The sequence below is a fragment of the Paenibacillus sp. Y930 genome (assembly GCF_056786375.1).
On record NZ_JBXCIX010000009.1, the window covers coordinates 38,095 to 61,021 of the forward strand.

Annotated in this window: 23 protein-coding genes and 1 other annotated feature; of the genes, 1 reads left to right on the forward strand and 22 read right to left on the reverse strand. The window is 41.1% G+C overall.

Annotation, left to right across the window (positions count from 1 at the left end):
* Positions 1-90: 90 nt before the first annotated feature.
* The 19 genes from rpoB to AC1TO5_RS19360 all read right to left on the reverse strand — a co-directional run bounded on the left by rpoB (position 91) and on the right by AC1TO5_RS19360 (position 18,771).
* The gene (gene rpoB / locus AC1TO5_RS19270; RefSeq protein WP_482064469.1) at positions 91-3,732 is read right to left on the reverse strand and encodes a DNA-directed RNA polymerase subunit beta; all 3,642 of its coding nucleotides are present in this window, start codon (positions 3,730-3,732) and stop codon (positions 91-93) included.
* 358 nt (positions 3,733-4,090) lie between these two features.
* Positions 4,091-4,693, reverse strand: a complete 603-nt coding sequence (locus AC1TO5_RS19275; protein WP_482064470.1) for a class I SAM-dependent methyltransferase — start codon at positions 4,691-4,693, stop codon at positions 4,091-4,093.
* A gap of 108 nt (positions 4,694-4,801) precedes the next feature.
* Positions 4,802-5,164 (reverse strand): 50S ribosomal protein L7/L12, encoded by a 363-nt coding sequence (gene rplL, locus AC1TO5_RS19280; protein WP_482064471.1) that lies wholly within the window; start codon positions 5,162-5,164, stop codon positions 4,802-4,804.
* A 76-nt stretch (positions 5,165-5,240) separates the two neighbouring features.
* On the reverse strand, positions 5,241-5,744 hold the full coding sequence (gene rplJ / locus AC1TO5_RS19285; protein WP_482064472.1) for a 50S ribosomal protein L10: 504 nt from the start codon (positions 5,742-5,744) through the stop codon (positions 5,241-5,243).
* Positions 5,745-5,800: 56 nt separating this feature from the next.
* Positions 5,801-5,957, reverse strand: a sequence feature (ribosomal protein L10 leader region).
* Positions 5,958-5,980: 23 nt separating this feature from the next.
* Positions 5,981-6,673, reverse strand: a complete 693-nt coding sequence (gene rplA, locus AC1TO5_RS19290; RefSeq protein ID WP_482064473.1) for a 50S ribosomal protein L1 — start codon at positions 6,671-6,673, stop codon at positions 5,981-5,983.
* A 119-nt stretch (positions 6,674-6,792) separates the two neighbouring features.
* Entirely contained in the window at positions 6,793-7,218 is a 426-nt protein-coding gene (rplK, locus tag AC1TO5_RS19295) for a 50S ribosomal protein L11 (protein ID WP_482064474.1), read from the reverse strand.
* 69 nt (positions 7,219-7,287) lie between these two features.
* A complete protein-coding gene (gene nusG, locus AC1TO5_RS19300) occupies positions 7,288-7,821 on the reverse strand; it encodes a transcription termination/antitermination protein NusG (protein ID WP_482064475.1) in 534 nt (177 codons plus the stop codon).
* Between the two features lie 23 nt (positions 7,822-7,844).
* Entirely contained in the window at positions 7,845-8,054 is a 210-nt protein-coding gene (gene secE / locus AC1TO5_RS19305; protein WP_258203686.1) for a preprotein translocase subunit SecE, read from the reverse strand.
* 18 nt (positions 8,055-8,072) lie between these two features.
* A complete protein-coding gene (rpmG, locus tag AC1TO5_RS19310; protein WP_082967189.1) occupies positions 8,073-8,222 on the reverse strand; it encodes a 50S ribosomal protein L33 in 150 nt (49 codons plus the stop codon).
* Positions 8,223-8,579: 357 nt separating this feature from the next.
* Complete coding sequence (sigH, locus tag AC1TO5_RS19315) at positions 8,580-9,236, reverse strand: RNA polymerase sporulation sigma factor SigH (RefSeq protein ID WP_482064476.1); 657 nt, start codon at positions 9,234-9,236, stop codon at positions 8,580-8,582.
* A 173-nt stretch (positions 9,237-9,409) separates the two neighbouring features.
* Positions 9,410-9,943 (reverse strand): NYN domain-containing protein, encoded by a 534-nt coding sequence (locus AC1TO5_RS19320; RefSeq protein WP_482064477.1) that lies wholly within the window; start codon positions 9,941-9,943, stop codon positions 9,410-9,412.
* A gap of 2 nt (positions 9,944-9,945) precedes the next feature.
* Positions 9,946-10,701, reverse strand: a complete 756-nt coding sequence (rlmB, locus tag AC1TO5_RS19325) for a 23S rRNA (guanosine(2251)-2'-O)-methyltransferase RlmB (protein ID WP_482064478.1) — start codon at positions 10,699-10,701, stop codon at positions 9,946-9,948.
* A 249-nt stretch (positions 10,702-10,950) separates the two neighbouring features.
* Positions 10,951-11,370, reverse strand: a complete 420-nt coding sequence (locus AC1TO5_RS19330; protein ID WP_482064479.1) for a Mini-ribonuclease 3 — start codon at positions 11,368-11,370, stop codon at positions 10,951-10,953.
* A 9-nt stretch (positions 11,371-11,379) separates the two neighbouring features.
* On the reverse strand, positions 11,380-12,789 hold the full coding sequence (gene cysS / locus AC1TO5_RS19335; RefSeq protein ID WP_482064480.1) for a cysteine--tRNA ligase: 1,410 nt from the start codon (positions 12,787-12,789) through the stop codon (positions 11,380-11,382).
* Between the two features lie 21 nt (positions 12,790-12,810).
* On the reverse strand, positions 12,811-13,464 hold the full coding sequence (gene cysE, locus AC1TO5_RS19340) for a serine O-acetyltransferase (RefSeq protein ID WP_482064481.1): 654 nt from the start codon (positions 13,462-13,464) through the stop codon (positions 12,811-12,813).
* Positions 13,465-14,510: 1,046 nt separating this feature from the next.
* Positions 14,511-15,968, reverse strand: coding sequence for a glutamate--tRNA ligase (gene gltX / locus AC1TO5_RS19345; RefSeq protein ID WP_482064482.1), 1,458 nt, complete (start codon positions 15,966-15,968; stop codon positions 14,511-14,513).
* A gap of 269 nt (positions 15,969-16,237) precedes the next feature.
* Positions 16,238-16,714, reverse strand: coding sequence for a 2-C-methyl-D-erythritol 2,4-cyclodiphosphate synthase (gene ispF / locus AC1TO5_RS19350; RefSeq protein WP_482064483.1), 477 nt, complete (start codon positions 16,712-16,714; stop codon positions 16,238-16,240).
* Positions 16,715-16,924: 210 nt separating this feature from the next.
* Entirely contained in the window at positions 16,925-17,623 is a 699-nt protein-coding gene (gene ispD / locus AC1TO5_RS19355; protein WP_482064484.1) for a 2-C-methyl-D-erythritol 4-phosphate cytidylyltransferase, read from the reverse strand.
* Positions 17,624-17,676: 53 nt separating this feature from the next.
* On the reverse strand, positions 17,677-18,771 hold the full coding sequence (locus tag AC1TO5_RS19360; RefSeq protein ID WP_482064485.1) for a PIN/TRAM domain-containing protein: 1,095 nt from the start codon (positions 18,769-18,771) through the stop codon (positions 17,677-17,679).
* A 146-nt stretch (positions 18,772-18,917) separates the two neighbouring features.
* On the opposite strand from AC1TO5_RS19360, the gene AC1TO5_RS19365 reads away from it, so the two are divergent.
* A complete protein-coding gene (locus tag AC1TO5_RS19365) occupies positions 18,918-19,322 on the forward strand; it encodes a DUF1573 domain-containing protein (protein ID WP_482064486.1) in 405 nt (134 codons plus the stop codon).
* A gap of 61 nt (positions 19,323-19,383) precedes the next feature.
* On the opposite strand, the gene pssA is transcribed toward AC1TO5_RS19365, so the two are convergent.
* The 3 genes from pssA to radA form a co-directional block, all read right to left on the reverse strand.
* Entirely contained in the window at positions 19,384-20,112 is a 729-nt protein-coding gene (gene pssA / locus AC1TO5_RS19370; RefSeq protein ID WP_482064487.1) for a CDP-diacylglycerol--serine O-phosphatidyltransferase, read from the reverse strand.
* Between the two features lie 82 nt (positions 20,113-20,194).
* The gene (disA, locus tag AC1TO5_RS19375) at positions 20,195-21,271 is read right to left on the reverse strand and encodes a DNA integrity scanning diadenylate cyclase DisA (protein ID WP_482064488.1); all 1,077 of its coding nucleotides are present in this window, start codon (positions 21,269-21,271) and stop codon (positions 20,195-20,197) included.
* Positions 21,272-21,524: 253 nt separating this feature from the next.
* Positions 21,525-22,892 (reverse strand): DNA repair protein RadA, encoded by a 1,368-nt coding sequence (gene radA / locus AC1TO5_RS19380; RefSeq protein WP_482064489.1) that lies wholly within the window; start codon positions 22,890-22,892, stop codon positions 21,525-21,527.
* Between the last annotated feature and the right edge of the window lie 35 nt (positions 22,893-22,927).

The window sequence follows — 22,927 nt, forward strand, 5'->3', positions numbered from 1 at the left end:
TCATGTATGACTATGTCTTATTAAGCACCAAACTTCAATCAGTGAGAATACTCTCTACACTGACTGAAGCTTAGGTTGTGCTTTGTGAAATTATGCTAAATCAACATTTTCTTCGTCTTCTTCAGCAGGTTGTTCCTCTTGCAATGCTACTTTACTAGAAGCTACAGGAGCCGTCTCGAATGCTTCAACTTCGACATCGTCAAGGTTAAGCTTTTCGCTTGTACCATCGTCGTCGTCATCCATCTCTTTCATTTCGATCTCTTCTTCGTTTTCCGATAGGATCTTAACGTCCATACCTAAGCTTTGAAGTTCCTTAATTAATACTTTGAATGACTCTGGAACACCTGGTTCTGGAATATTTTCACCTTTAACAATCGATTCGTATGTTTTCACACGACCAACCACGTCATCGGATTTAACCGTAAGAATTTCTTGCAGTGTATATGCAGCACCGTATGCTTCCAGTGCCCATACTTCCATCTCACCGAAACGCTGTCCACCAAATTGAGCTTTACCTCCAAGTGGCTGTTGTGTAACAAGTGAGTAAGGACCAGTAGAACGAGCATGGATTTTATCTTCAACCATATGTGCCAGTTTGATCATATACATGACGCCAACTGTAACTTCACGTTCAAACTCATCACCAGTACGTCCATCATAAAGAATAGTTTTACCACTACGGTTCATACCGGCTTCTTCCATAGCGTCAAACACATCTTCTTCATTCGCTCCATCGAATACTGGAGTTGCAGCATGAATACCAAGCAATTTACAAGCCATACCTAAGTGAACCTCAAGCGCTTGACCGATGTTCATACGTGACGGTACACCTAGTGGGTTAAGAACAACCTCTACTGGCGTGCCATCTGGTAAGAACGGCATATCTTCTTCTGCCATAATACGTGCGATGACACCTTTGTTACCGTGTCGTCCCGCCATTTTATCGCCTTCAGAGATTTTACGTTTTTGCGCAATGTACACACGTACTAGATGATTAACTCCCGGTGGAAGCTCATCGCCATTTTCACGAGTAAATACTTTGACATCAACAACGATACCAGTCGTACCATGCGGTACACGTAGAGAAGTATCACGAACTTCACGAGCTTTTTCACCAAAGATCGCATGTAGCAGACGTTCTTCAGCAGTAAGTTCCGTCACACCTTTAGGCGTAACTTTACCAACTAGAATGTCACCAGAATTGATCTCAGCACCAATACGGATAATACCGCGCTCATCAAGATTGCGAAGTGCATCTTCACCAACGTTAGGAATATCGCGAGTAATTTCCTCTGGTCCAAGCTTCGTATCACGTGCTTCAGATTCATACTCTTCAATATGAATAGATGTGAACACATCTTCTTTAACTAGTTTTTCACTAAGTAGAATAGCATCCTCATAGTTATAACCTTCCCAAGTCATAAACGCGACAACCACGTTACGACCTAGAGCCAATTCACCCTTCTCAGTAGAAGGACCATCCGCAAGAATATCACCTTTTTTGATGATATCACCTTTACGAATTAGTGGACGTTGGTTAATACAAGTACCTTGGTTAGAACGCATAAATTTATGAATCTTATGTCTAACTAGATCACCTTGTACTTCCTTACCGTCTACGATTTCTACACGACGAAGCAGAATCTCATTCGCTGTTGCACGTTCAATAACACCATCGAATTGGGCTACAACACATACACCGGAATCTTTCGCTGCCTTATGCTCCATACCCGTACCAACAAGTGGTGATCTCGGGATAAGCAAAGGTACAGCTTGACGTTGCATGTTCGATCCCATTAACGCACGGTTGGAGTCATCATTCTCTAGGAATGGAATCAACGCTGTTGCAACGGAAACGACTTGCTTAGGCGATACGTCCATATAGTCAACACGGCTACTTGGCATCGTTAAGATGTTATCCGCTTGTTTATTGAAACGTACAATCGTTTCTTTATCAGCAAATCTACTATCATCAGTAAGCGGTGCATTCGCTTGTGCAACAATATAGTTATATTCCTCATCGGCAGTCATGTAAGTGATACGCTCAGTTACAATGCCTGTTTCTGGGTCAACCCAACGATATGGCGCTTCAATGAAACCATATTCATTGATCCGTGCATATGTTGATAAGGAGTTGATCAAACCGATGTTCGGTCCCTCTGGCGTTTCAATCGGACACATACGACCATAGTGAGAGTTATGAACGTCACGCACTTCAAAGCCTGCGCGTTCACGCGTCAAACCACCGGGTCCTAGTGCAGATAGACGACGCTTATGCGTCAATTCCGCTAGTGGGTTTGTTTGGTCCATAAATTGAGACAATTGAGAAGATCCAAAGAACTCCTTAATCGATGCAATAACAGGACGAATATTAATTAACGCTTGAGGCGTAATCGCATTCGCGTCCTGAATCGACATTCTCTCACGAACAACACGTTCCATACGAGAAAGACCGATACGGAATTGGTTTTGTAGTAATTCACCAACTGAACGCAAACGACGGTTACCTAGATGGTCAATATCGTCTACATCGCCTACCCCTTGTAATAAGTTAAGGAAGTAGTTGATAGAAGAGATAATATCTGCTGGCGTAACATGCTTCACAGATTTATCAATAATACCGTTAGCGATAATTTTAATAATTTTGCTTTCATCATTAGGAGCATACACACTAATCGTTTGAAGCGGAATATCATGAGATTCTAACACACCGTTACCAACGGAATATGTTTTGAAGCCGATATCTGATTCAAGACGTTCAAGAATTTGGTCAAGCAAACGACGGTCAATCACTTGTCCCTTTTCAGCAACAATTTCACCAGTCGAAGCATCAATCAAATCTTCTGCAAGGCGTTGATTGAATAGACGATTCTTAATGTGAAGTTTCTTATTAATCTTATAACGACCAACATTTGCTAAATCATAGCGTTTTGGATCAAAGAAACGTGCAACAAGCAAGCTTCTAGCATTATCCAATGTTGGCGGTTCGCCTGGACGAAGACGCTCGTAGATTTCAATCAGAGCTTTCTCTGTTGAATCTGTGCTATCTTTATCGAGTGTGTTACTGATGTATTCATCGTGACCAAGAAGATCAAGAATTTCCGCATCCGTACCAAAACCAAGCGCACGAAGAAGTACTGTTACTGGGATTTTACGAGTACGGTCAATACGAACGTAGACGATATCCTTAGCATCAGTTTCAAGTTCAAGCCAAGCACCACGGTTAGGAATTACAGTAGCCGTGAATACCCTTTTACCATTTTTATCAACTTTAGCGCTGAAATACACACTCGGGGATCGAACCAATTGGCTAACGATAACGCGTTCCGCCCCGTTAATAATAAACGTGCCGGTTTCCGTCATTAGTGGGAAATCACCCATAAAGACTTCTTGTTCCTTAACCTCGCCTGTCTCCTTGTTAATTAAACGCACTTTCACACGTAAAGGAGCTGCAAATGTAACATCCCGTTCTTTCGATTCATCGACTGAATATTTCGGTTCACCCAAGCTGTAATCAATAAATTCAAGCGATAGATTGCCCGTAAAGTCCGAAATCGGAGAGATATCCTGGAATAACTCAATCAAGTCATTGTCCAAAAATTTCCCGTACGATTTTTGTTGGATTTCAATCAGGTTCGGGACTTCCAGCACCTCTTTGATTCGACTGTAGCTCCTACGAGTACGTCGACCATACTGAACAAGTTGTCCTGCCAACTTAACCTCACCCCTCATGTCTGTCTAACAGCAACGAAATTTTCACAGCTGTTGCGATAACTACAACTTAGCACTGTAGGTATCATAAAAATAAAGAAAAGCCCTTATCGAATACGTTCGAAAAAAGAGCATGTTTCTGGCAGTTAACCATCCGTTACGCGATAACGAAGGTCATATCAAGTAATTTTGCCCAAATTCTTACTGTTTACACCAAAAATACCAAATTATTTAATTTCCGCGTGTAATTCGGCACTTGACACTTTAGTTAACTAAAGAGATTATAAGCAATTTTATGCTGACATTCCATAATACTAACATATTAGAAATGTCAAGTCAAATGTTTTCGAGTCTTTTCAGTATAATTTTCATAAAAATGTTATTTAGCTTTTATTGCCCTGAAAATGCGGTATCCTTTATCCTTGGTCACTTCTTCAACTTCTCCAAATAATCGCTCTAATTTTTCAAATGCTGAAGGAGCACCTTGTTTCTTCTGAATAACAATCCACATACTTCCACCAGCATTAAGTAGGTCATAACCTTCTTCAAAAACTCGGTGTACAACTACTTTACCTGCACGAATAGGCGGATTACTTATAATACAATCGAAGCGTTGATCTTTCACCGCTTCATAGAGATCACTTTGTAACACCGTTACATTATTCACTCCATTTTGTTTTGCATTAGCTTTGCTAAGTTGTACCGCTCGCTCATTAATGTCAATCATCGTAATATGACCTTCCGGCGCGAGTTTAGCTGCAGTAATTCCAATCGGGCCATAGCCACAACCTACATCTAATACGGTAGCATTCTCAGCAAATTGCATCACTTCTATTAACACTTGACTACCGTAATCAACACCAGATTTTGAAAATACTCCTGCGTCAGTAGCCAGCTTAATCTTAAACCCTCTTAAATCCCATTCATGTTGCCGCTTTGAACTTGCTACTGTTGGTTGCTTTGAATAATAATGATTGGACAACCAGTTCACCAACCTTCAATCGTTCATATAAGAAGCCCCTTGAAACCTAGGCTTCAAGGGGCTCTGTTATACTCGCCATTAGTTAGCAAGTAGGATTGTAAAAGTTAATTACTTAACTTCTACAGATGCGCCAGCTTCTTCAAGCTTAGCTTTAACAGCGTCTGCATCTTCTTGGCTAACGCCTTCTTTAACTGCTTTAGGAGCGCCATCAACAAGTTCTTTAGCTTCTTTCAAGCCAAGACCAGTGATTTCACGAACAGCTTTGATTACGTTGATTTTAGAAGGACCAGCGCCGTTAAGGATAACATCGAATTCAGTTTGAACAGCAGCAGCGGCATCAGCGCCACCAGCAACTGCTGCAACTGGAGCTGCAGCAGTAACGCCGAATTCTTCTTCAATAGCTTTAACAAGATCGTTTAATTCTAGAACAGTCATACCTTTAATTGATTCTAAGATTTGTTCGTTAGACATGATATTACCTCCGGTAATTTTATTATTTTTTTTGGTTTGCGATGCATATTGCATCAATTGAATCTATGAAACAAAATTAAGCTTGTGCTTCTTGTTTCTCTCCAACAGCTTTAACTGCAAGCGCGAAGTTGCGAACTGGTGCTTGTAGTACGCTGAGTAGCATAGAAAGAAGACCTTCGCGAGAAGGAAGTTCTGCAAGAGCTTTAACTTGATCTCCATTAACAACTTTACCTTCAACTAGACCGCCTTTAAGTTTCAAAGCGTCATTTTTCTTAGCGAAATCGTTAAGAATCTTAGCTGGAGCAATAGCATCTTCTGCGCTGAATGCTACTGCTGTAGGTCCAGAAAGAATATCTTTAAGCGCTGAGTAATCAGTACCATCAGTCGCACGACGAACGATTGAGTTTTTCAAGACGTGAAATTCAACACCAGCTTCGCGAAGCTGTTTACGAAGTTCAGTTACTTGAGCAACGTTCAATCCGCGATAATCAGCAACGATCGTACTTGGGCTGGAAGCAAGCTTCGCAGCTACTACGTCAACTGCCTCTTGTTTCTTTTGGATAATATTAGCGTTAGCCAAACTGTACACCTCCCGTTATTGGTTTACATCCCGTGTAATTTAGAGAGATCCTATCCTCGATGCATGAGAAAGGCCCTCGCAGATTAAGCAAGGGCCATGATTCCGTCCGCTATTCAATATTCTTGAATGCTATAAACGCTTTATCATAACACCTCGGTAGGATATTTAAGCCACTTGGGCACCTACTGTCTACGGTATGCATATTCAAATTTAGTTCTTTGTTTCTTATCTATCAATTAGCGGTAGTTAGCGCTATTAACGCGAGCACCTGGACCCATTGTAGAGGAAACAGAGATATTTTTCAAGTAAACTCCTTTAGCTGAAGCTGGTTTTGCACGAAGAAGTGCATCTAGCAATGCTTGCAAGTTTTCATTCAATTTTTCTGCATCGAATGATACTTTACCGATAGGAGCATGGATTTGACCTGCCTTATCAAGACGGTATTCAATTTTACCCGCTTTGATTTCTTGAACAGCTTTAGTAACATCAAATGTTACTGTACCTGCTTTAGGATTCGGCATAAGGCCTTTACCACCAAGGATACGACCAAGTTTACCAACTTCAGCCATCATGTCTGGAGTTGCTACGCAAACATCGAAATCGAACCAACCTTGTTGGATTTTGTTAATCATTTCTGTGTCGCCAACATAGTCAGCGCCAGCAGCTTCTGCTTCTTTAATTTTTTCGCCTTTAGCGAAAACTAGAACTTTTTTAGTTTTACCAGTACCGTGTGGTAGTACTACTACACCACGAACAGCTTGGTCCTGCTTACGAGGGTCTACACCCAGACGTACAGCAACTTCGACAGATTCGTCAAACTTAGCTGTTGCAGTTTTTTTCACAAGTTCAATTGCTTCTTGTGGCTCATAGCTAGCTTCGCTATCAATTAGCTTAGCAGCTTCAACATATTTTTTACCGTGTTTAGCCATTGTAAATTCCTCCTAGTGTGGTTTTAGCGGAGTAACATTCAAGATGTACTCCTCCCACCTGTGAAGCAAAGCTTCACAAAGCGAGATGTCGTCCGACATCAGCGTTACAACTTCATCGACTAGTCGACGATTGTAATACCCATAGAACGAGCAGTACCTTCAACCATAAGCATTGCTGATTCTACAGTAGCAGCGTTAAGGTCAGGCATTTTAGTTTCAGCGATTTCGCGAACTTTATCACGTTTAACCGTTGCAACTTTTTTCTTATTCGGCTCACCAGATCCTTTTTCGATTCCAGCCGCTACACGAAGCAATACTGCTGCCGGTGGCGTTTTAGTTTCGAATGTAAAGGAGCGATCCTCGAATACTGTAATAACAACTGGAATAATCAATCCAGCTTGGTCTGCTGTACGAGCGTTAAACTCCTTACAGAATGCCATGATGTTCACACCAGCTTGTCCTAGAGCAGGACCAATTGGTGGCGCCGGATTAGCTTTACCAGCAGGAACTTGAAGCTTGACCAATTTAATGACTTTCTTTGCCATGATGTACACCTCCTTGACTAGATATACAGATGCTCTCGCGAACATCCGTTTGAGAACCCATCTAATAAATTAGATTTTTTCCACCTGAGTATAATCCAGCTCAACTGGGGTTTCTCTACCAAACATGTTGACGTGTACCTTGAGCTTCGCTTTGTCGAGCAGAATTTCTTCCACTGATCCAACAAAATCTGCAAAAGGACCTACTTTGACGCGAACAGTTTCTTTTAGCTCGAACTCAATCTTCTGCTTCGGCTCATCCATTCCCATGTGCTTAAGAATTTGTTCCACTTCTTCAGGCAACAATGCGGTAGGTTTCGAACCTGAACCCGTAGACCCTACAAAACCCGTAACTCCAGGTGTATTACGAACGACATACCATGAATCATCAGTTTGAACCATCTCGACTAGAACGTATCCAGGATAAACCTTGCGTTGGACGATTTTTTTCTTGCCGTCCTTCTCCACGATCTCTTCTTCCATTGGCACAAGAACACGGAAAATCTTATCTTCCATATTCATTGATTCAACGCGACGTTCCAAATTGGCTTTCACTTTGTTCTCATAACCGGAATACGTATGCACGACGTACCATCTTTTTTCCATCACTAATCCACCTTTGGGCCTTCTCAGACAATTAGATTTACGAGAGCTGAAATCCCGATGTCTAGAAGCCAGAAGTAAATCGTCACAGCCACAACCGTCACCAAGACAACGATAGAATAGCTAGTTAATTCCTTGCGATTAGGCCAACGAACTTTCTTCAACTCTGCCCAACTGTCAGCAAAAAAACTAAACGTCGTACTAAAGCTCTGTTTCACTTTTGCTAAAAATGTCACGGTCACACCTCCCATTGACTATCTCGTCTCGCGATGAGGAGTCTGCTCGTTACAAAACTTGCAAAACTTCTTCAACTCGATGCGGTCGGGGTGATTGCGTTTGTTCTTAGTTGTCGCATAGTTTCTCTGTTTGCAGTTTGTGCATGCCAGCGTGATAATAACCCGCATTGAATAACACCTCCCGAACTGCTTAAAAATAAGAAGCAAAAAAGCTCAATTTCTATGCCCTGTGTCGATTTCGCCATAACGAAAAAACCTTTTCCAAGGCCTACCTTAATATTTTAGCATAAGGCATCCGTCATGTCAATGCAAAACAACTCTCTCGGGCGTGCAATATACTTTTTTTTCAAAGTTGTTTCGCTATACTTTACTTCTAGCTTTATCAACCCTCGTCCATCTAGTATATTCCAATTACTGTCTCATTAAACCAACGGACTGTCTTCGGTGTCTGAAACTTTCAGACACCAAAGACAGTCCGTTGTTTCTTAATTTATAGAAACTACGTATGATTCAATATGATAGCTGTCATAGTTGGTCCGATGTGTCGCGTAATTCTAAATACTTTTCAAGTTTACGTTTCACCCGCTGCAAAGCATTATCAATCGATTTTACATGACGCTTCAAATCAACAGCAATTTCTTGATATGAACGACCATCTAGATAAAGCATAAGTACTTTGCGTTCTAAATCACTAAGTATTTCTGCCATCTTATCTTCAAGCCCTGAAAATTCTTCTTGATTAATAATTAACGCTTCCGGGTCCGATACTCTAGTACCGCATATGACATCTAATAGCGTACGGTCGGAATCTTCATCGTATATCGGTTTGTCCAAAGAAACATAGGAATTAAGAGGAATATGCTTTTGGCGAGTAGCAGTTTTGATTGCGGTAATAATCTGACGTGTAATACAAAGTTCTGCGAACGCTTTAAAGCTAGACAACTTGTCTCCCTTATAGTCACGAATCGCTTTGTATAACCCGATCATACCTTCTTGAACAATATCCTCTCGGTCGGCACCTATTAAAAAGTACGACCTAGCCTTCGCTCTCACGAAGTTTTTATACTTATTGATCAAGTATTCCAAAGCTAGACTTTCACCATTACGGACAGCTTCGATATTTTCTTCATCCGTATTATTATCATATTCGAGCGTACTCCATTCTTTGAGGTCGATACTCATACCCCATCCCTCCGGCCTGCAAGGCGTACACCGCAAGTATTATGTGTCCAAAACATAGAGTCAGTATACATGAAAATAGGCTTTTCAGTCAACCGAGATGGGCCTATTTCCTGTATATTCTATAACATAAATTGAATTTAATGGTTAAATTTCGACAAGATGCAATATTATGCTCATTCTGGCTTGTTACCGCGTCTTATTTTTTCAAGTTTTAACCATACTTCATCGTTCACTCGATTATCTATAGAATGACGCCGCTTCGCTGCAGGTTCAGTAATCGTCTGCTTAATTTCTACGTTGTTTTGCTTAATCTCGATTAGCAATTCACGAGCTGACATCCTCAGTGCACCTTGTCCAAAAATTACATGCTGCTCCGTCATATCAGATGTAGCAACATACACATTACGTCTGCGACTTGTCCATTCCTTGCAAATCCGTTCGATGCATTCATCCGCTGTTTCTTTTTCTTTCGTATAGACGACGGTTAATCTGTGCTGGTTGTATGTCGCTCCAATACCTGGCATTAAATAGGCGTCGAATATGACATATACCTGCAAGCCAGTAAACCCTTGATAATCAGCCAACATATGTAGAAGTTCATCACGAGCCTCTTCCAAGCTAATGTTTTTCAAGCGAGTCAGCTCAGGCCATGCTCCGATCATATTGTAGCCATCAACAAGTAGCACATCATTACGTCTATGTAACATAGCTATAAGCCTCTACGTTGTCTTAGCACCTCATACATTAGCACACCTGCTGCGACTGATGCGTTTAACGAATTCAATCGACCAGCCATCGGCAGCTTCACTAGGAAATCACATTTCTCTTTGATCAAACGACCCAATCCATTACTTTCATTACCGATGACAAGTGCAAGCGGCATATCGAATTTATTAGCATATACATCAGCAGCTGCACCTACATCTGCACCCGCAATCCATACGCCCGCTTCTTTCATCACTTCAATCGTTTGTGCCAAATTCGTTACGCGTGCAACCGGTATATGCTCTGCAGCACCTGCTGATATTTTCAAAACAGTAGCTGTTAAGCCTGCTGAACGACGCTTCGGAATAATAACACCGTGCACCCCTGTACATTCCGCAGTTCTAATAATGGAGCCCAAGTTATGCGGATCTTCAATTTCATCAAGAATAATAAAGAGTGGAACTTCACCCTTTTGCGCTGGAATTGCCAGCAAATCTTCTAGCTCGATATAATCAACCGCCGCGGCCTGTGCCACAACACCTTGATGGGTTACTCCTGGGACAAGTTGATCTAGTTTGCGCTTATCAACAAACTGAATGATGATCCCATTTTTTTTCGCTTCTCCAAGAATGGAACTCGTTACGCTTTTTTGAGCACCTTCCGCAATCCATATCTTATTAATTTCACGGCCTGAGCGCAATGCTTCCAGTACAGGATGCTTTCCAGCAATCAAGCCTTCTGTATTATGAGTCTCTGACATGTTGTTCACCCTTTCTTACTACTTCGATGTTGAGTAATCTTCCTGTGTTACATCGTTATCAAAGTCCATTTTTTGAACTTCCTTCGATGCCAATAAAAGTTCAAAAAGTGGGCTTTCAGAACCGAGCAGATGGAGTTAATTTTAGGAAGGAGGACGCTCCAGTGTACGTAGTTGGTACACGAGTCCCGGACTTCCCAAATTCACTTCATATTCGACGTCGACTAAGCTGCATTAGCCTAATCATCGTTATCAAAGTCCACTTTTTGAACTACCCTCTATGCCGATTTCTAGTAATTGTCCTAGCCGCTCGACACGCCCTTCAAAATACAAATAACCAACTAACGCTTCCAATGCTGTAGCATGGCGATAATCTAACATATCGGCATTTTTCGGAGGATTGCCTGACTTACTGTTACGACCGCGTCGAACAATATCTGCTTCTTCCTCTGTAAGATGTGGCTGCCATTTTTCCAGCATACTGCGTTGTGCCTTGGCAGACACAAATTGCGTAGCCTCTTTGTGCATATGATGTGACTTATGATTGGGTAAGGAAATCAAATATTGTCGTACCATCATCTCATATACGGCATCGCCCATATAGGCTAATACTACAGGTGAGACGAGGTTCGGTGATTTGCTTGGCTGATGAAATGCAAATGGATTATCCATAATTCACGCTCACTTACGGCGCCAGCGAATACCTTGTGGAGTATCCTCTAGTACGATATTTAGTTCATTAAGCAAATCGCGAATTTCATCTGCTCTGGCCCAATTTTTCGTGGCTCTTGCTTCTGTACGTTCTACAATAAGCTGTTCTACCTGTTCATCTAAATTATCCGCTTCAGCTTGCTCAGGCAATAAACCAAGAACATTATTGAATGTCAGGAATAACTCCCTAATAGCTTCAATAGATGAGTAACTAAGGGTTGAATCCTGTAGCTTCGTATTTGCAAGTGCCACTAAATCAAATAATGCGGTAATGGCATCAGACGTATTGAAGTCATCATCCATTTTACTATTGAAATTCTGTTTCACTCGCTCTAATTCAGTCTGTAAATGCGTTTCTACAGTCCCTTGCTCTTGATCCTTGGCAATTTCCAGACGGTGAAGCACATTATTATAACCATTGGTAATCCGCTCAACGCTATTAAGCGCTTGTGCAATCGTATCATCACTAAAGTTCAATGGGCTGCGATAATGAGTAGCAAGCATGAAGTAACGGATCACTTGCGGTTTAACCTTTTTCACAATTTCACGAACAGTAATGCCATTACCAAGTGACTTCGACATTTTCTCATTGTTAATATGAATGTAACCATTGTGCATCCAATAACGAGCAAGCGGCTCTCCTGTTAAGCACTCTGATTGCGCAACCTCACACTCATGATGCGGAAATTGTAGATCAAGTCCACCACCATGAATATCGAGTGTATCTCCCAAATATTTGCGAGCCATCGCTGAACATTCAATATGCCAGCCTGGACGCCCCTTACCCCATGGACTATCCCAACTAATTTCGCCTGGCTTAGCTGATTTCCATAGTGCAAAATCTTGTTCGCTCGCCTTGCGCTCATCAAGCTCCACACGAATACCATGCTGTAGCTCATCAAGGTTTTGATGCGATAGCTTACCATAGTCAGGGAATGTTGACGTACTGAAATAGACATCTCCTGCACTTTCATAAGCATGGCCCTTTTCCACTAACTGAGCAATAAATTCAACTACCTCATCAATATGATCCATCACACGCGGGTTCATCGTCGCTCGGCGGATACCAATCGCTTCAGTATCTTCATGGAATGCAGCAATAAACTTATCTGCGACTTCATTGACTGTTGTTCCAAGTTCATTGGCTTTACGAATAAGCTTATCGTCTACATCTGTAAAATTAGAAATGTAATTCACTTCAAGTCCTGTATGCTCCAAATAACGTCGAACGACATCAAAGAAAATCGCAGGACGTGCGTTTCCGATATGAATATAATCATATACCGTCGGACCACACACATACATTCGCACTTTGCCCGCTTCAATCGGTATAAATTGCTCCTTTTGACGTGTGATGGAATTATATATTGTAACTGACATTAAAGTAACCCTCCGCCCTTATTAACTACTTAGATCATTATCATTATTTTTTTCTTTTTTAAATTTCTTCAGTAAATCAATTTCTTGCTGCATTTCTCTCAGCATTTCAATAATCGGATCCGGTAGCTGTGTATGATCAAGTCGATCGCGAACCTTTTCACCGTTTCGTTTTACTATACGACCTGGATTACCGACCACAGTACAATTGTCTGGCACTTCCCGAAGAACAACCGCATTCGAACCAATACTAGAATTATTCCCTACAGAGAAGGAACCTAACACCTTAGAACCAGAGCCTATAACAACGTTATTTCCAATCGTTGGGTGACGTTTACCTTTTTCTTTCCCTGTACCACCTAATGTTACACCCTGATAGATAACAACATCATCGCCAATAATACAAGTTTCACCGATTACGACTCCCATGCCATGATCAATAAATAAGCGATCACCAATTTGTGCACCAGGGTGAATTTCAATGCCTGTGAAAAATCTACTTACTTGAGAAATAACTCTAGCTAATGTATACCATCTTCCATTATAGCAAGTATGAGCAATACGATGTGCCCATATTGCGTGTAAACCAGAATAAGTGAAAATAACTTCAAACCGACTTCTTGCTGCTGGATCATTCTCTATTACTGCTTGGATGTCGGATCGGAAATGCCGAAACATACACGTTTCCCCCTTTTCACTTGTCAGTACGGTGCCTGCCTTCGCAGTTTATTCGACTTCGTATTTGCCATTCATCGCTTGCTGAGCTTATGCTTCCGCAATATGTTTCTTTCAGAAACATTGTAGATACTCGTGTACCAACCATGTACACTCCGTTTCTCACTTCACTAGCTTCATGTCAACTACTCTGTCCTGACAAGCGAAATATTCGATGATGCCCTCTGGCGAGTATTCCCGTGATGTACTTCTTTGGTCCGCTTCGATGATTCAACGCCGGATCTTTGATCCTGGTTGAATAGTTTCTCAATCGCGAATGCGATTGAGAAACTTCCTTGTACCCCTCCGAAGGCTAAGCATCTACCTTCAGTCGAATTAGCCCCCTTGTGATACTTCGTGATCACAGTCGTGTATATTGAACTTCCTCTTCCAATCAAGTTCAATATACTCGGCTGTCAGCACCAAGAAGATGCACTCCAGCGGAAACGAGTAGCACAGCGTACGTTATTGGTACGCGAGCACACACAGGCTTTCGATGGAGGGCATATTCGATGCCGACTAAGCTACGATAGCATAATCCGCGTGATCACAGTCGTGTATATTAAACATCCCCTATAAGAACAAAAAAGCCCCTGTAGCACATAGCGCTACAGAGGCGTCAAAGATCGCGGTTCCACTCTGTTTAATAAGAGAAATGACTACATTGATGAGCCTTCTCCTATTATCTCAACATCTTTAACGCAGATGATACGTTGTGACCTACCCTGTTCCTGCAAGAACAGATCGGGACAAAGCTCACAGGTGCAATTTCAATTATTGCGATGAAGTAATTTTCAGCCTACGTTATTCTTTTGCGATAAAAGAAAACGATGATTACCTTCTCTGAACATCGACATCTAATTTACTAATCCTGATCAGTGCTTTATGTTATTCAATAGTACATAGTATAACGAATCCCCCACATACTGACAAGCACCAGTTGTTCGCTTGTGATCACGATGAATACGCTACGTTAGCATACACTTCGTTATCAAAGTTCGCTTTTTGAACTACAATCGTGCTTGCAGGCGGGCAACTACTTTATCGTGTCCAAGTAGTACAAGCGATTGGTTCAAGTCAGGTCCGTGTGTTTGACCCGTGATGGCAGCACGAATTGGCATGAATAGCGCTTTACCTTTGCATCCTGTTGATTTCTGTACAGATTTTATCATTGCTTTAATTCCGTCCACTGTAAACTCTGCTCCATCTGCTTGTAATTCCGCTAGGAAAGCAGATAATACAGTTGGTACTGTTTCTTCTGCCAATACTTCAATAGCTTCTGCTTCGTCTTCAACTGCTTCACGGAAGAATAAAGCTGTATGCTCAATAATTTCCGATGCGCAGCGCAGTTTATCTTGATGTAAAGCAACAAGATCTGTTACCCAGGACATTACTTCATCACTAGGTTGCTCCGCTATCAATCCAGCATTTTGCAGATGAGGTAGACATAACGCAACGATACGCTCAATATCTGCTTTCTTAATATATTCATTATTCATCCACGCCAGTTTTTGTGAATCAAACACAGCTGGACTTTTGCTTAGACGACCCGCATCGAACACTTCAATTAGCTGCTTGCGACTATACATCTCTTGCTCACCCTCAGGTGACCAGCCTAGCAATGCGATAAAGTTAATTAATGTTTCCGGCAAATAACCTAATTTATCATATTGCTCAATAAATTGAATAATCGATTCATCTCGTTTACTTAGCTTCTTCTTGTTCTCATTCACGATTAATGTCATATGAGCAAATTGTGGCGGCTCCCAACCAAATGCTTCATAAATCATTAATTGACGAGGTGTATTAGAAATATGATCCTCACCACGTAGTACATGACTGATTTTCATTAGATAATCATCAAGTGCTACTGCAAAATTATACGTAGGTATACCATCTTTTTTCACAATTACGAAATCGCCCATTTCATTCGTGTCAAAGGAAATCGTTCCTTTAACCATATCATCGAATGTATAAGTACGCTCTGCAGGTACTCTAAAGCGAATGCTTGGAATACGACCTTCCGCTTCAAAGGCAGTTCTTTGCTCGTCAGTTAGATCACGGTGCTTACCAGAATAACGAGGCGTCTCATTGCGAGCTGTCTGTTCTTCGCGCTCTTGCTCTAATTCTTCCTCTGTACAATAGCAGCGATAAGCTAAACCACGATCAATCAGATCCTGCCAATACTTATTATAAATATCTAATCGTTCAGTTTGACGGTATGGACCATATTCCCCGCCCACATCAATGCTTTCATCCCAATCGATACCTAACCATTTCAAATATTTCAACTGGCTTTCTTCTCCACCAGCTACATTCCGCTTCACATCCGTGTCTTCAATACGGATAATAAACTTCCCACCCAAATGGCGCGCGTATAAATAATTGAATAATGCCGTTCTTGCGTTACCAATATGTAGATGACCTGTCGGTGATGGTGCATATCTAACTCTAATTTCTGCTGACATATATCATTGCCTCCTAAAACTTTTTGTTAACTTCTTATAGTTACTTCTATGCAATCAAAAAGTAACTTCGTAAGCATAGTCTAAAACTTTTTGTTAACTTCAACTTCCAATAAAAGTTCAAAATATTCACTTACCAACACCTAACAATGAAAGATCACCCAGCAACGTGTACCGTACAAGTACACAAGCGGGCAAGTGCCCGAAACTTCCCAAGTTCGCTTCATATTCGATGTCGACTACGCTACAACGCATCACTTCGTTATCAAAGCCTACTTTTTAACCAACAACACGACGGCTTGTGAGGCTATGCCTTCGCCGCGTCCCACAAAACCTAGTTGCTCTGTCGTTGTCGCTTTAACATTCACTTGAGCATGATCAGCATGTAATACATTGGCAATCACTTCAACCATTGCCGGAATATAAGGAAGCATTTTGGGCTTTTGTGCCATAATTGTAGCATCTACATTGCCAAGCTGATAGCCTTTATGCTCTACCATCTCCCATACTTTACGTAATAATTCTACACTATCCGCGTCTTTATACGCAGCATCTGTATCAGGAAAATGTTTGCCAATATCCCCTAACGCAAGTGCACCTAGAATAGCATCCGTAATGGTATGCAACAATACATCGGCATCGGAATGTCCGAGCAGTCCTTTTTCATAAGGAATCGTCACTCCACCAATAATTAACGGACGATTTTCCACTAATTGATGTACATCAAATCCTTGTCCAATTCTAATCATCGTATATTTCCCCCTAAAACTTTTTGTACCTCTTGATTGACTTCTAAGTAACAAAAAGTCACTTCGGAAGCATATACTTTACTTTTTGTACCTCTTGATTGACTTCTAAGTAACAAAAAGTCACTTCGGAAGCATATACTTTACTTTTGTTCGCTTCCTGGATTGCTTCAATTGAAACAAAAAGTATCATCGAAAGCATAAACCCTTTAATTAAGTTATCTCATTCTCCATTTTAGCAAGTAATTGCTCAGCCCAAGGCAAATCTTCCGGAGTCGTTATTTTAATATTAGTATACTCACCTTCAGATACTACTACCGGCAACCCCGCCCACTCTACGACCATTGCATCATCTGTTCCAAGTAACCCTTGCGCTAATGCCGCCTCGTGAGCTTGCAGTAGCAAGTCATGACGAAAAGCTTGCGGGGTTTGAATGGCCCACAAGCTTTTACGATCTGGGGTAGCTGTAATTACACCGTCACTGCTGACTTGCTTGATCGTATCTTTCACAGGAACGGCAAGAACTGCAGCTCCATAATCAATAGCCTTTGCACAGCACGCTTTCACAGCATGCTCAGAGACGAAAGGCCTAACACCATCATGTACCATAACCCATGGTGACTCTATATACTGCAAACCTGCGTACACGGACTGCTGACGCTCTGTACCGCCTGGTATAATAACTGTTAATTTCATTATGTTATATTGATCACGCCATTGCTCGCAACGCTCTACATCCTCAGCACCAACAACGAGCACCATTTCACTAACGTCTTCCATCATCTGAAATCGTTGTAGTGTATGTACAAGTATCGGTCTGTCACCAAGTTGTAAATATTGTTTGCTTTCATGCGAGCCCATACGTGTTCCACGTCCTGCAGCTACAATTACGACACCCCAACGTTCATTCATCAAAGATACCTACCTTAAACCATACTATAATACTATAGTATTATCATACCTTGTTATTGCGCTTTTTCCAATAACTTCGGCTTAGCAAATATCATTCTTCCTGCAGATGTTTGTAATACGCTCGTTACAAGTACTTCCATCGTATGCCCAATATACTCTCTGCCGCCTTCAACTACAATCATCGTACCATCATCTAAATAGGCAACACCTTGTCCATTTTCCTTGCCATCTTTAATGACTTGCACCACAATTTCTTCTCCTGGCAGCACCACTGGCTTCACCGCATTAGCAAGATCATTAATATTAAGAACAGACACACCTTGTAGTTCACATACTTTATTCAAATTAAAGTCGTTCGTAACTACTTTGCCCGATAACACTTTAGCTAGCTTCACAAGCTTACTGTCCACTTCGCTAATTTCTTCAAAGTCTCCTTCGTAGATGAGAACGTGAACATCTAGCTCTTTCTGAATTTTGTTCAGTATATCTAAGCCACGACGACCGCGATTACGCTTTAACAAATCAGAAGAATCTGCGATATGCTGTAATTCTTCTAGCACAAATTCGGGAATAACCAATGTCCCTTCAATAAACCCAGTCTTACAAATGTCTGCAATACGCCCATCGATAATAACGCTTGTATCAAGGATTTTATGTTCTTCATATCCTTTTACTTCACCTTGAGAAGTAACCACTTTCTGCTTTTCTAGTAACTGCCCCACGACAACCGCCAATTCATCCTGCTTACGAATACCAATCATCACACCAATATAACCACATACTAGCGCAAGCGCCACAGGTACAAGCTTCCACATTCCACCGAGCAAGGCAATAGCAGGATAGACCAGTGCAGCAATAAATAGTCCCACACATAATCCACCCATCGCAGCCAATAATTGACGAAGTGGCATTCCTTCGGTTTTACTTACGCCACTGTTCAGCAATTGCACAAGTGGCTTGGCAAATATGCTCGTTACCATCCACCCTAGAAATGCCCCAATTGCTACATTCAAGTAATAAGTGCCTGAGTGCTGTAAGAAAGGATACGCTGAATTAGACCATGCCATACTAGAATTGAACCAACTAGACATTTCGGCTCCTATCATCGCACCAATACAAATCCCTATAATAATAATCAATTTTTTCATAGGTTACCTTTCACCTCCATTACAATTATTAGCCATTTTTCGAAAGGTTAACCGTATGTTTGAAACTAAATATACACAAAGTGGAATTCCGACGAAATAATGTTTATAATAGAGCCATAATACACTTTAAGAGGCAGGTGAAGATTTTGTCTACAAACGATAGTCCCTCGCTAGATCAATTTCAAGGTCAAGTATCACAGCTACTTCTTAGACATCGAAGTGTGCTCGACATCATGTCCAAGTTAAATCAGACCAGTGCCGCTGTAAATCGTTCCGTTACAAAGGCAATCACCGACTGTGGTTGTATCGAATTGAATGCATCCAAACAACCTTACAATGAATTGCAATCTCTAGATGGCTCGCAATCAACGATCAAAAATCATCTCTCGGGTCAATTATGTGAGCATTGTAAAGAACTTATCGAGTCATCATTGGGCCGTAATCTCTTCTATCTCACTGCACTATGTACGCAATTACAGCTCGATCTTACGCATGTTGTCGCTACAGAGTCTACAAAATGTTCAACTTTAGGGTTATTTAATCTAACATAACAAAAAAGAGCGTACGCTACAGCAGTCAATAACGACTACACTAGCGTACGCTCTTACTATATTAGGCATGCTTTTCAGATTGCTCTTCTTCTTGAATGTTATATTGCTGTTTACGTTTCGAACGACGTCTAACTGTTTTTTTAAATCCATATAGAACATATAAGATTAAAGGAATAAAGAATATTTTTGATAAGTGCTTCTCAAAAATAATCCCGATAATAAGCGATGCCACCACAATAATAGGAATAACCCACACCGCATTTTTCGGAATACCAATGCGTTTGAAGCTAGGATAACGAATATTACTTACCATCAACAAAGCTAACACAACAGACGTAATTATAAATACGATTGGCGCTACATCACCTTTGAACAATCCAACAGTAGCAAGTATTCCACCAGCCGCTGGAATAGGTAAGCCTATAAAATGACCTGGCGAGCCTGATTTGACGTTAAATCTTGCTAAACGAAGTGCACCACATATCGGAAATAACGCAGTCACAAACCAAGATACCATCGGTGTTACATCCTGTAATGCTACAACATACATAATAAAAGCAGGGGCTACTCCAAATGAAATCACATCTGCTAATGAATCCAATTCTTTACCAAACTCACTTTGTGCATTAAGTGCTCGGGCAACAAGGCCATCAACAGCATCTAATAGCATTGCAATTATGATCATGATTGCTGCCATACCTGAGCGATCGTTGTAAACTAATATGATTGAGATTACACCAAGACTTAAATTTCCTAGCGTAAGAATGCTCGGTATCGACTTCGTAATCATATCATCCACCTCTTTTTTCAATGCGTTCTTCTACAATAATGAATGCAATATTTTGTAGCACATTCAATTAATTGTAGGGGTTTTAGATTTGTCTGTCAATGAACACTTGCTCTTGAATGCGCTTTAAGCCATCTCTGATCGTTCTCGCTCTTACTTCTCCAATACCTTCAACGGCATCCAGATCTTCTGCTGTTGCCATTAATATAACCGAAAGCTTACCGAATTTTTCTACCAATTTATTCATAATGGAGATCGGTAGTCGCGGAATTTTGGCCAACAATCGATATCCTCGTGATGAAATTACTTCATCAGCTAACATCATACTGTTAGGATAACCAAGCAGCTTCACAATCATTGACGCTTCAAGTAATTCTTCATTACTTAATTTTTTCAAAGCAAGCTGAAATTCAGCTACTTTTCCAGCAGACGGATCTTTCATATAATCGCTAATCAGATACGCAGCTTCTTCTTCTAAACCAACAATTAACTCTTCCATTTGCATCCGAATTAATCTACCTTCAGTTCCTAATTCATTGACATAACGCATAATCTCCGTCTTTATGCGATTAAGCAGTTCTGATCGTTGAATAACATGAGCTACTTCCTGTAGCGTTACCAAATCCTCATATTCCATTGCCGACAAATTAGTAAACGCCTGACTAAGCACAGATTGATATCGTTCTAACGTACGAATGGCCTGATTCGCTTTCGTCAAAATAAATCCCATATCCTTCAAAGAATAACGCAACGACCCTTGATATAATGTAATGATATTTCGACGCTGAGAAATAGACACAACTAGTTTCCCCGTCTGCTTCGCTACACGTTCCGCAGTACGATGTCTGATACCTGTCTCTGTTGAAGGTATGCTACTGTTAGGGATAAGTTGCGTATTTGCATATAAAATACGCTTCAAATCCTCACTTAAAATAATAGCACCATCCATTTTGGCAAGCTCATATAAATAGTTGGGCGAAAAATCACAGTTGATCGCAAAACCACCATCTACAACTTCCATCACTTCCGGACTATAACCAACAACGAGTAATGCACCTGTATTCGCACGAAGCACATTTTCCAGTCCATCACGAAAAGGTGTGCCAGGTGCTACAAGTCGCAATAAAATGTTCATTTTTTCTCGTTGACTAACTTCCTTCATGTTGTTCCCCCTGTTCCAAGGCTGCTATCTATACTTGCCACTGAATTTACAACAGGATATAGCGTCTTATTTACACTACTTCTATCTTATTGAAATTCCATTAACTTCATGCATTTTCAGAGCAATATATCTAATTATGTTTTACATTCATATTATGCTTAACTATTTTACAATAACATAGAACGTAGCCACAGCATACAAATAACTGTATTCTTCCCATCAATCACTACCGCTCCTACTGTTATTTTCTGGATTACTCGAGCGCAGCTTTCAACGCTTCGGCTACGTTTTGAACACCTATTACAATAATACCTTTTGGAGGGGTCCATCCCTTTAGACTTTTCTCGGGCATAATTACCCGCTTAAAGCCAAGCTTAGCCGCTTCCTTCACTCGTTGTTCCGCTCGCGAGACAGCTCGTACTTCACCTGTTAACCCAATCTCACCAAATATGACATCATCTGGCTTAGTAGGGGCATCCTTAAAGCTAGATGCAATACATACCGCAGCTGCTAAATCTATTGCTGGCTCATCTAATTTCAATCCACCGGCTACGTTAAGATAAGCATCTTGATTCTGTAGAAACATCCCCATTCGCTTCTCAAGGACAGCAATGATTAGTGACATACGATGATGGTCAATTCCTGCAGACATACGCCTTGGCGAAGGGAAATTGGTCGGGGCAATTAATGCTTGAAGCTCGACAAGTACCGGTCTCGTCCCTTCCATACTTGCTACAACCATGGAACCAGATACACCTAAAGGACGTTCAGATAAAAATAATTCTGAAGGATTCGTTACTTCTCGTAGTCCATCTTCTCCCATTTCAAATATGCCGATTTCATTCGTTGAGCCAAAGCGATTTTTCACCGCACGTAACAGTCTGTAGGTGTGATGTCGTTCTCCTTCAAAGTAAAGCACACAGTCAACCATATGTTCTAATAAACGAGGTCCTGCGATCGCACCTTCCTTCGTAACATGACCTACTAGAACAGTAGCAATCCCTTTTTGCTTCGCAACTCTCATAAAATGGGCAGTACATTCACGAATTTGCGACACACTTCCCGGAGCTGATTCCACACTTGGATCATACACCGTCTGAATAGAGTCAACGACTAGAAAATCTGGATCGAGATTTTCGATCGATTCATTAATATGCTCCATATTCGTTTCACAAAGTACATATAAATGCTCCGTTAATGCTCCTAGACGATCTGCACGAAGCTTTGTTTGACGCACCGATTCTTCACCTGATATATATAAGACCTTGTAATCTTTAGCAGCAAGGGCATGCGATGTTTGTAACATTAGCGTTGATTTCCCGATACCAGGGTCTCCACCAACTAATATTAAAGAACCTGGAACAACCCCACCACCAAGCACTCGATTAAGCTCAACCATTTCTGTCTCAATGCGTGGCTCTTTACCTGTTTCTATCTTCATAATCGACATCGGTTTTTCTTTACCTAGCGCACCTGTTAAGCCTACACCTTTCGTTTTGGAAACTGTTTCTTTATGTTCAACCATCGTATTCCATGACTGACAGCCTGGACATTTACCAAGCCAACGTGTTGATTCCGTACCACATTCCGTACAGGCGAACTTTATTTTAACTTTAGCCATAACATACTCCTTTAAAGGTAGTTTAAAAAGTGGAC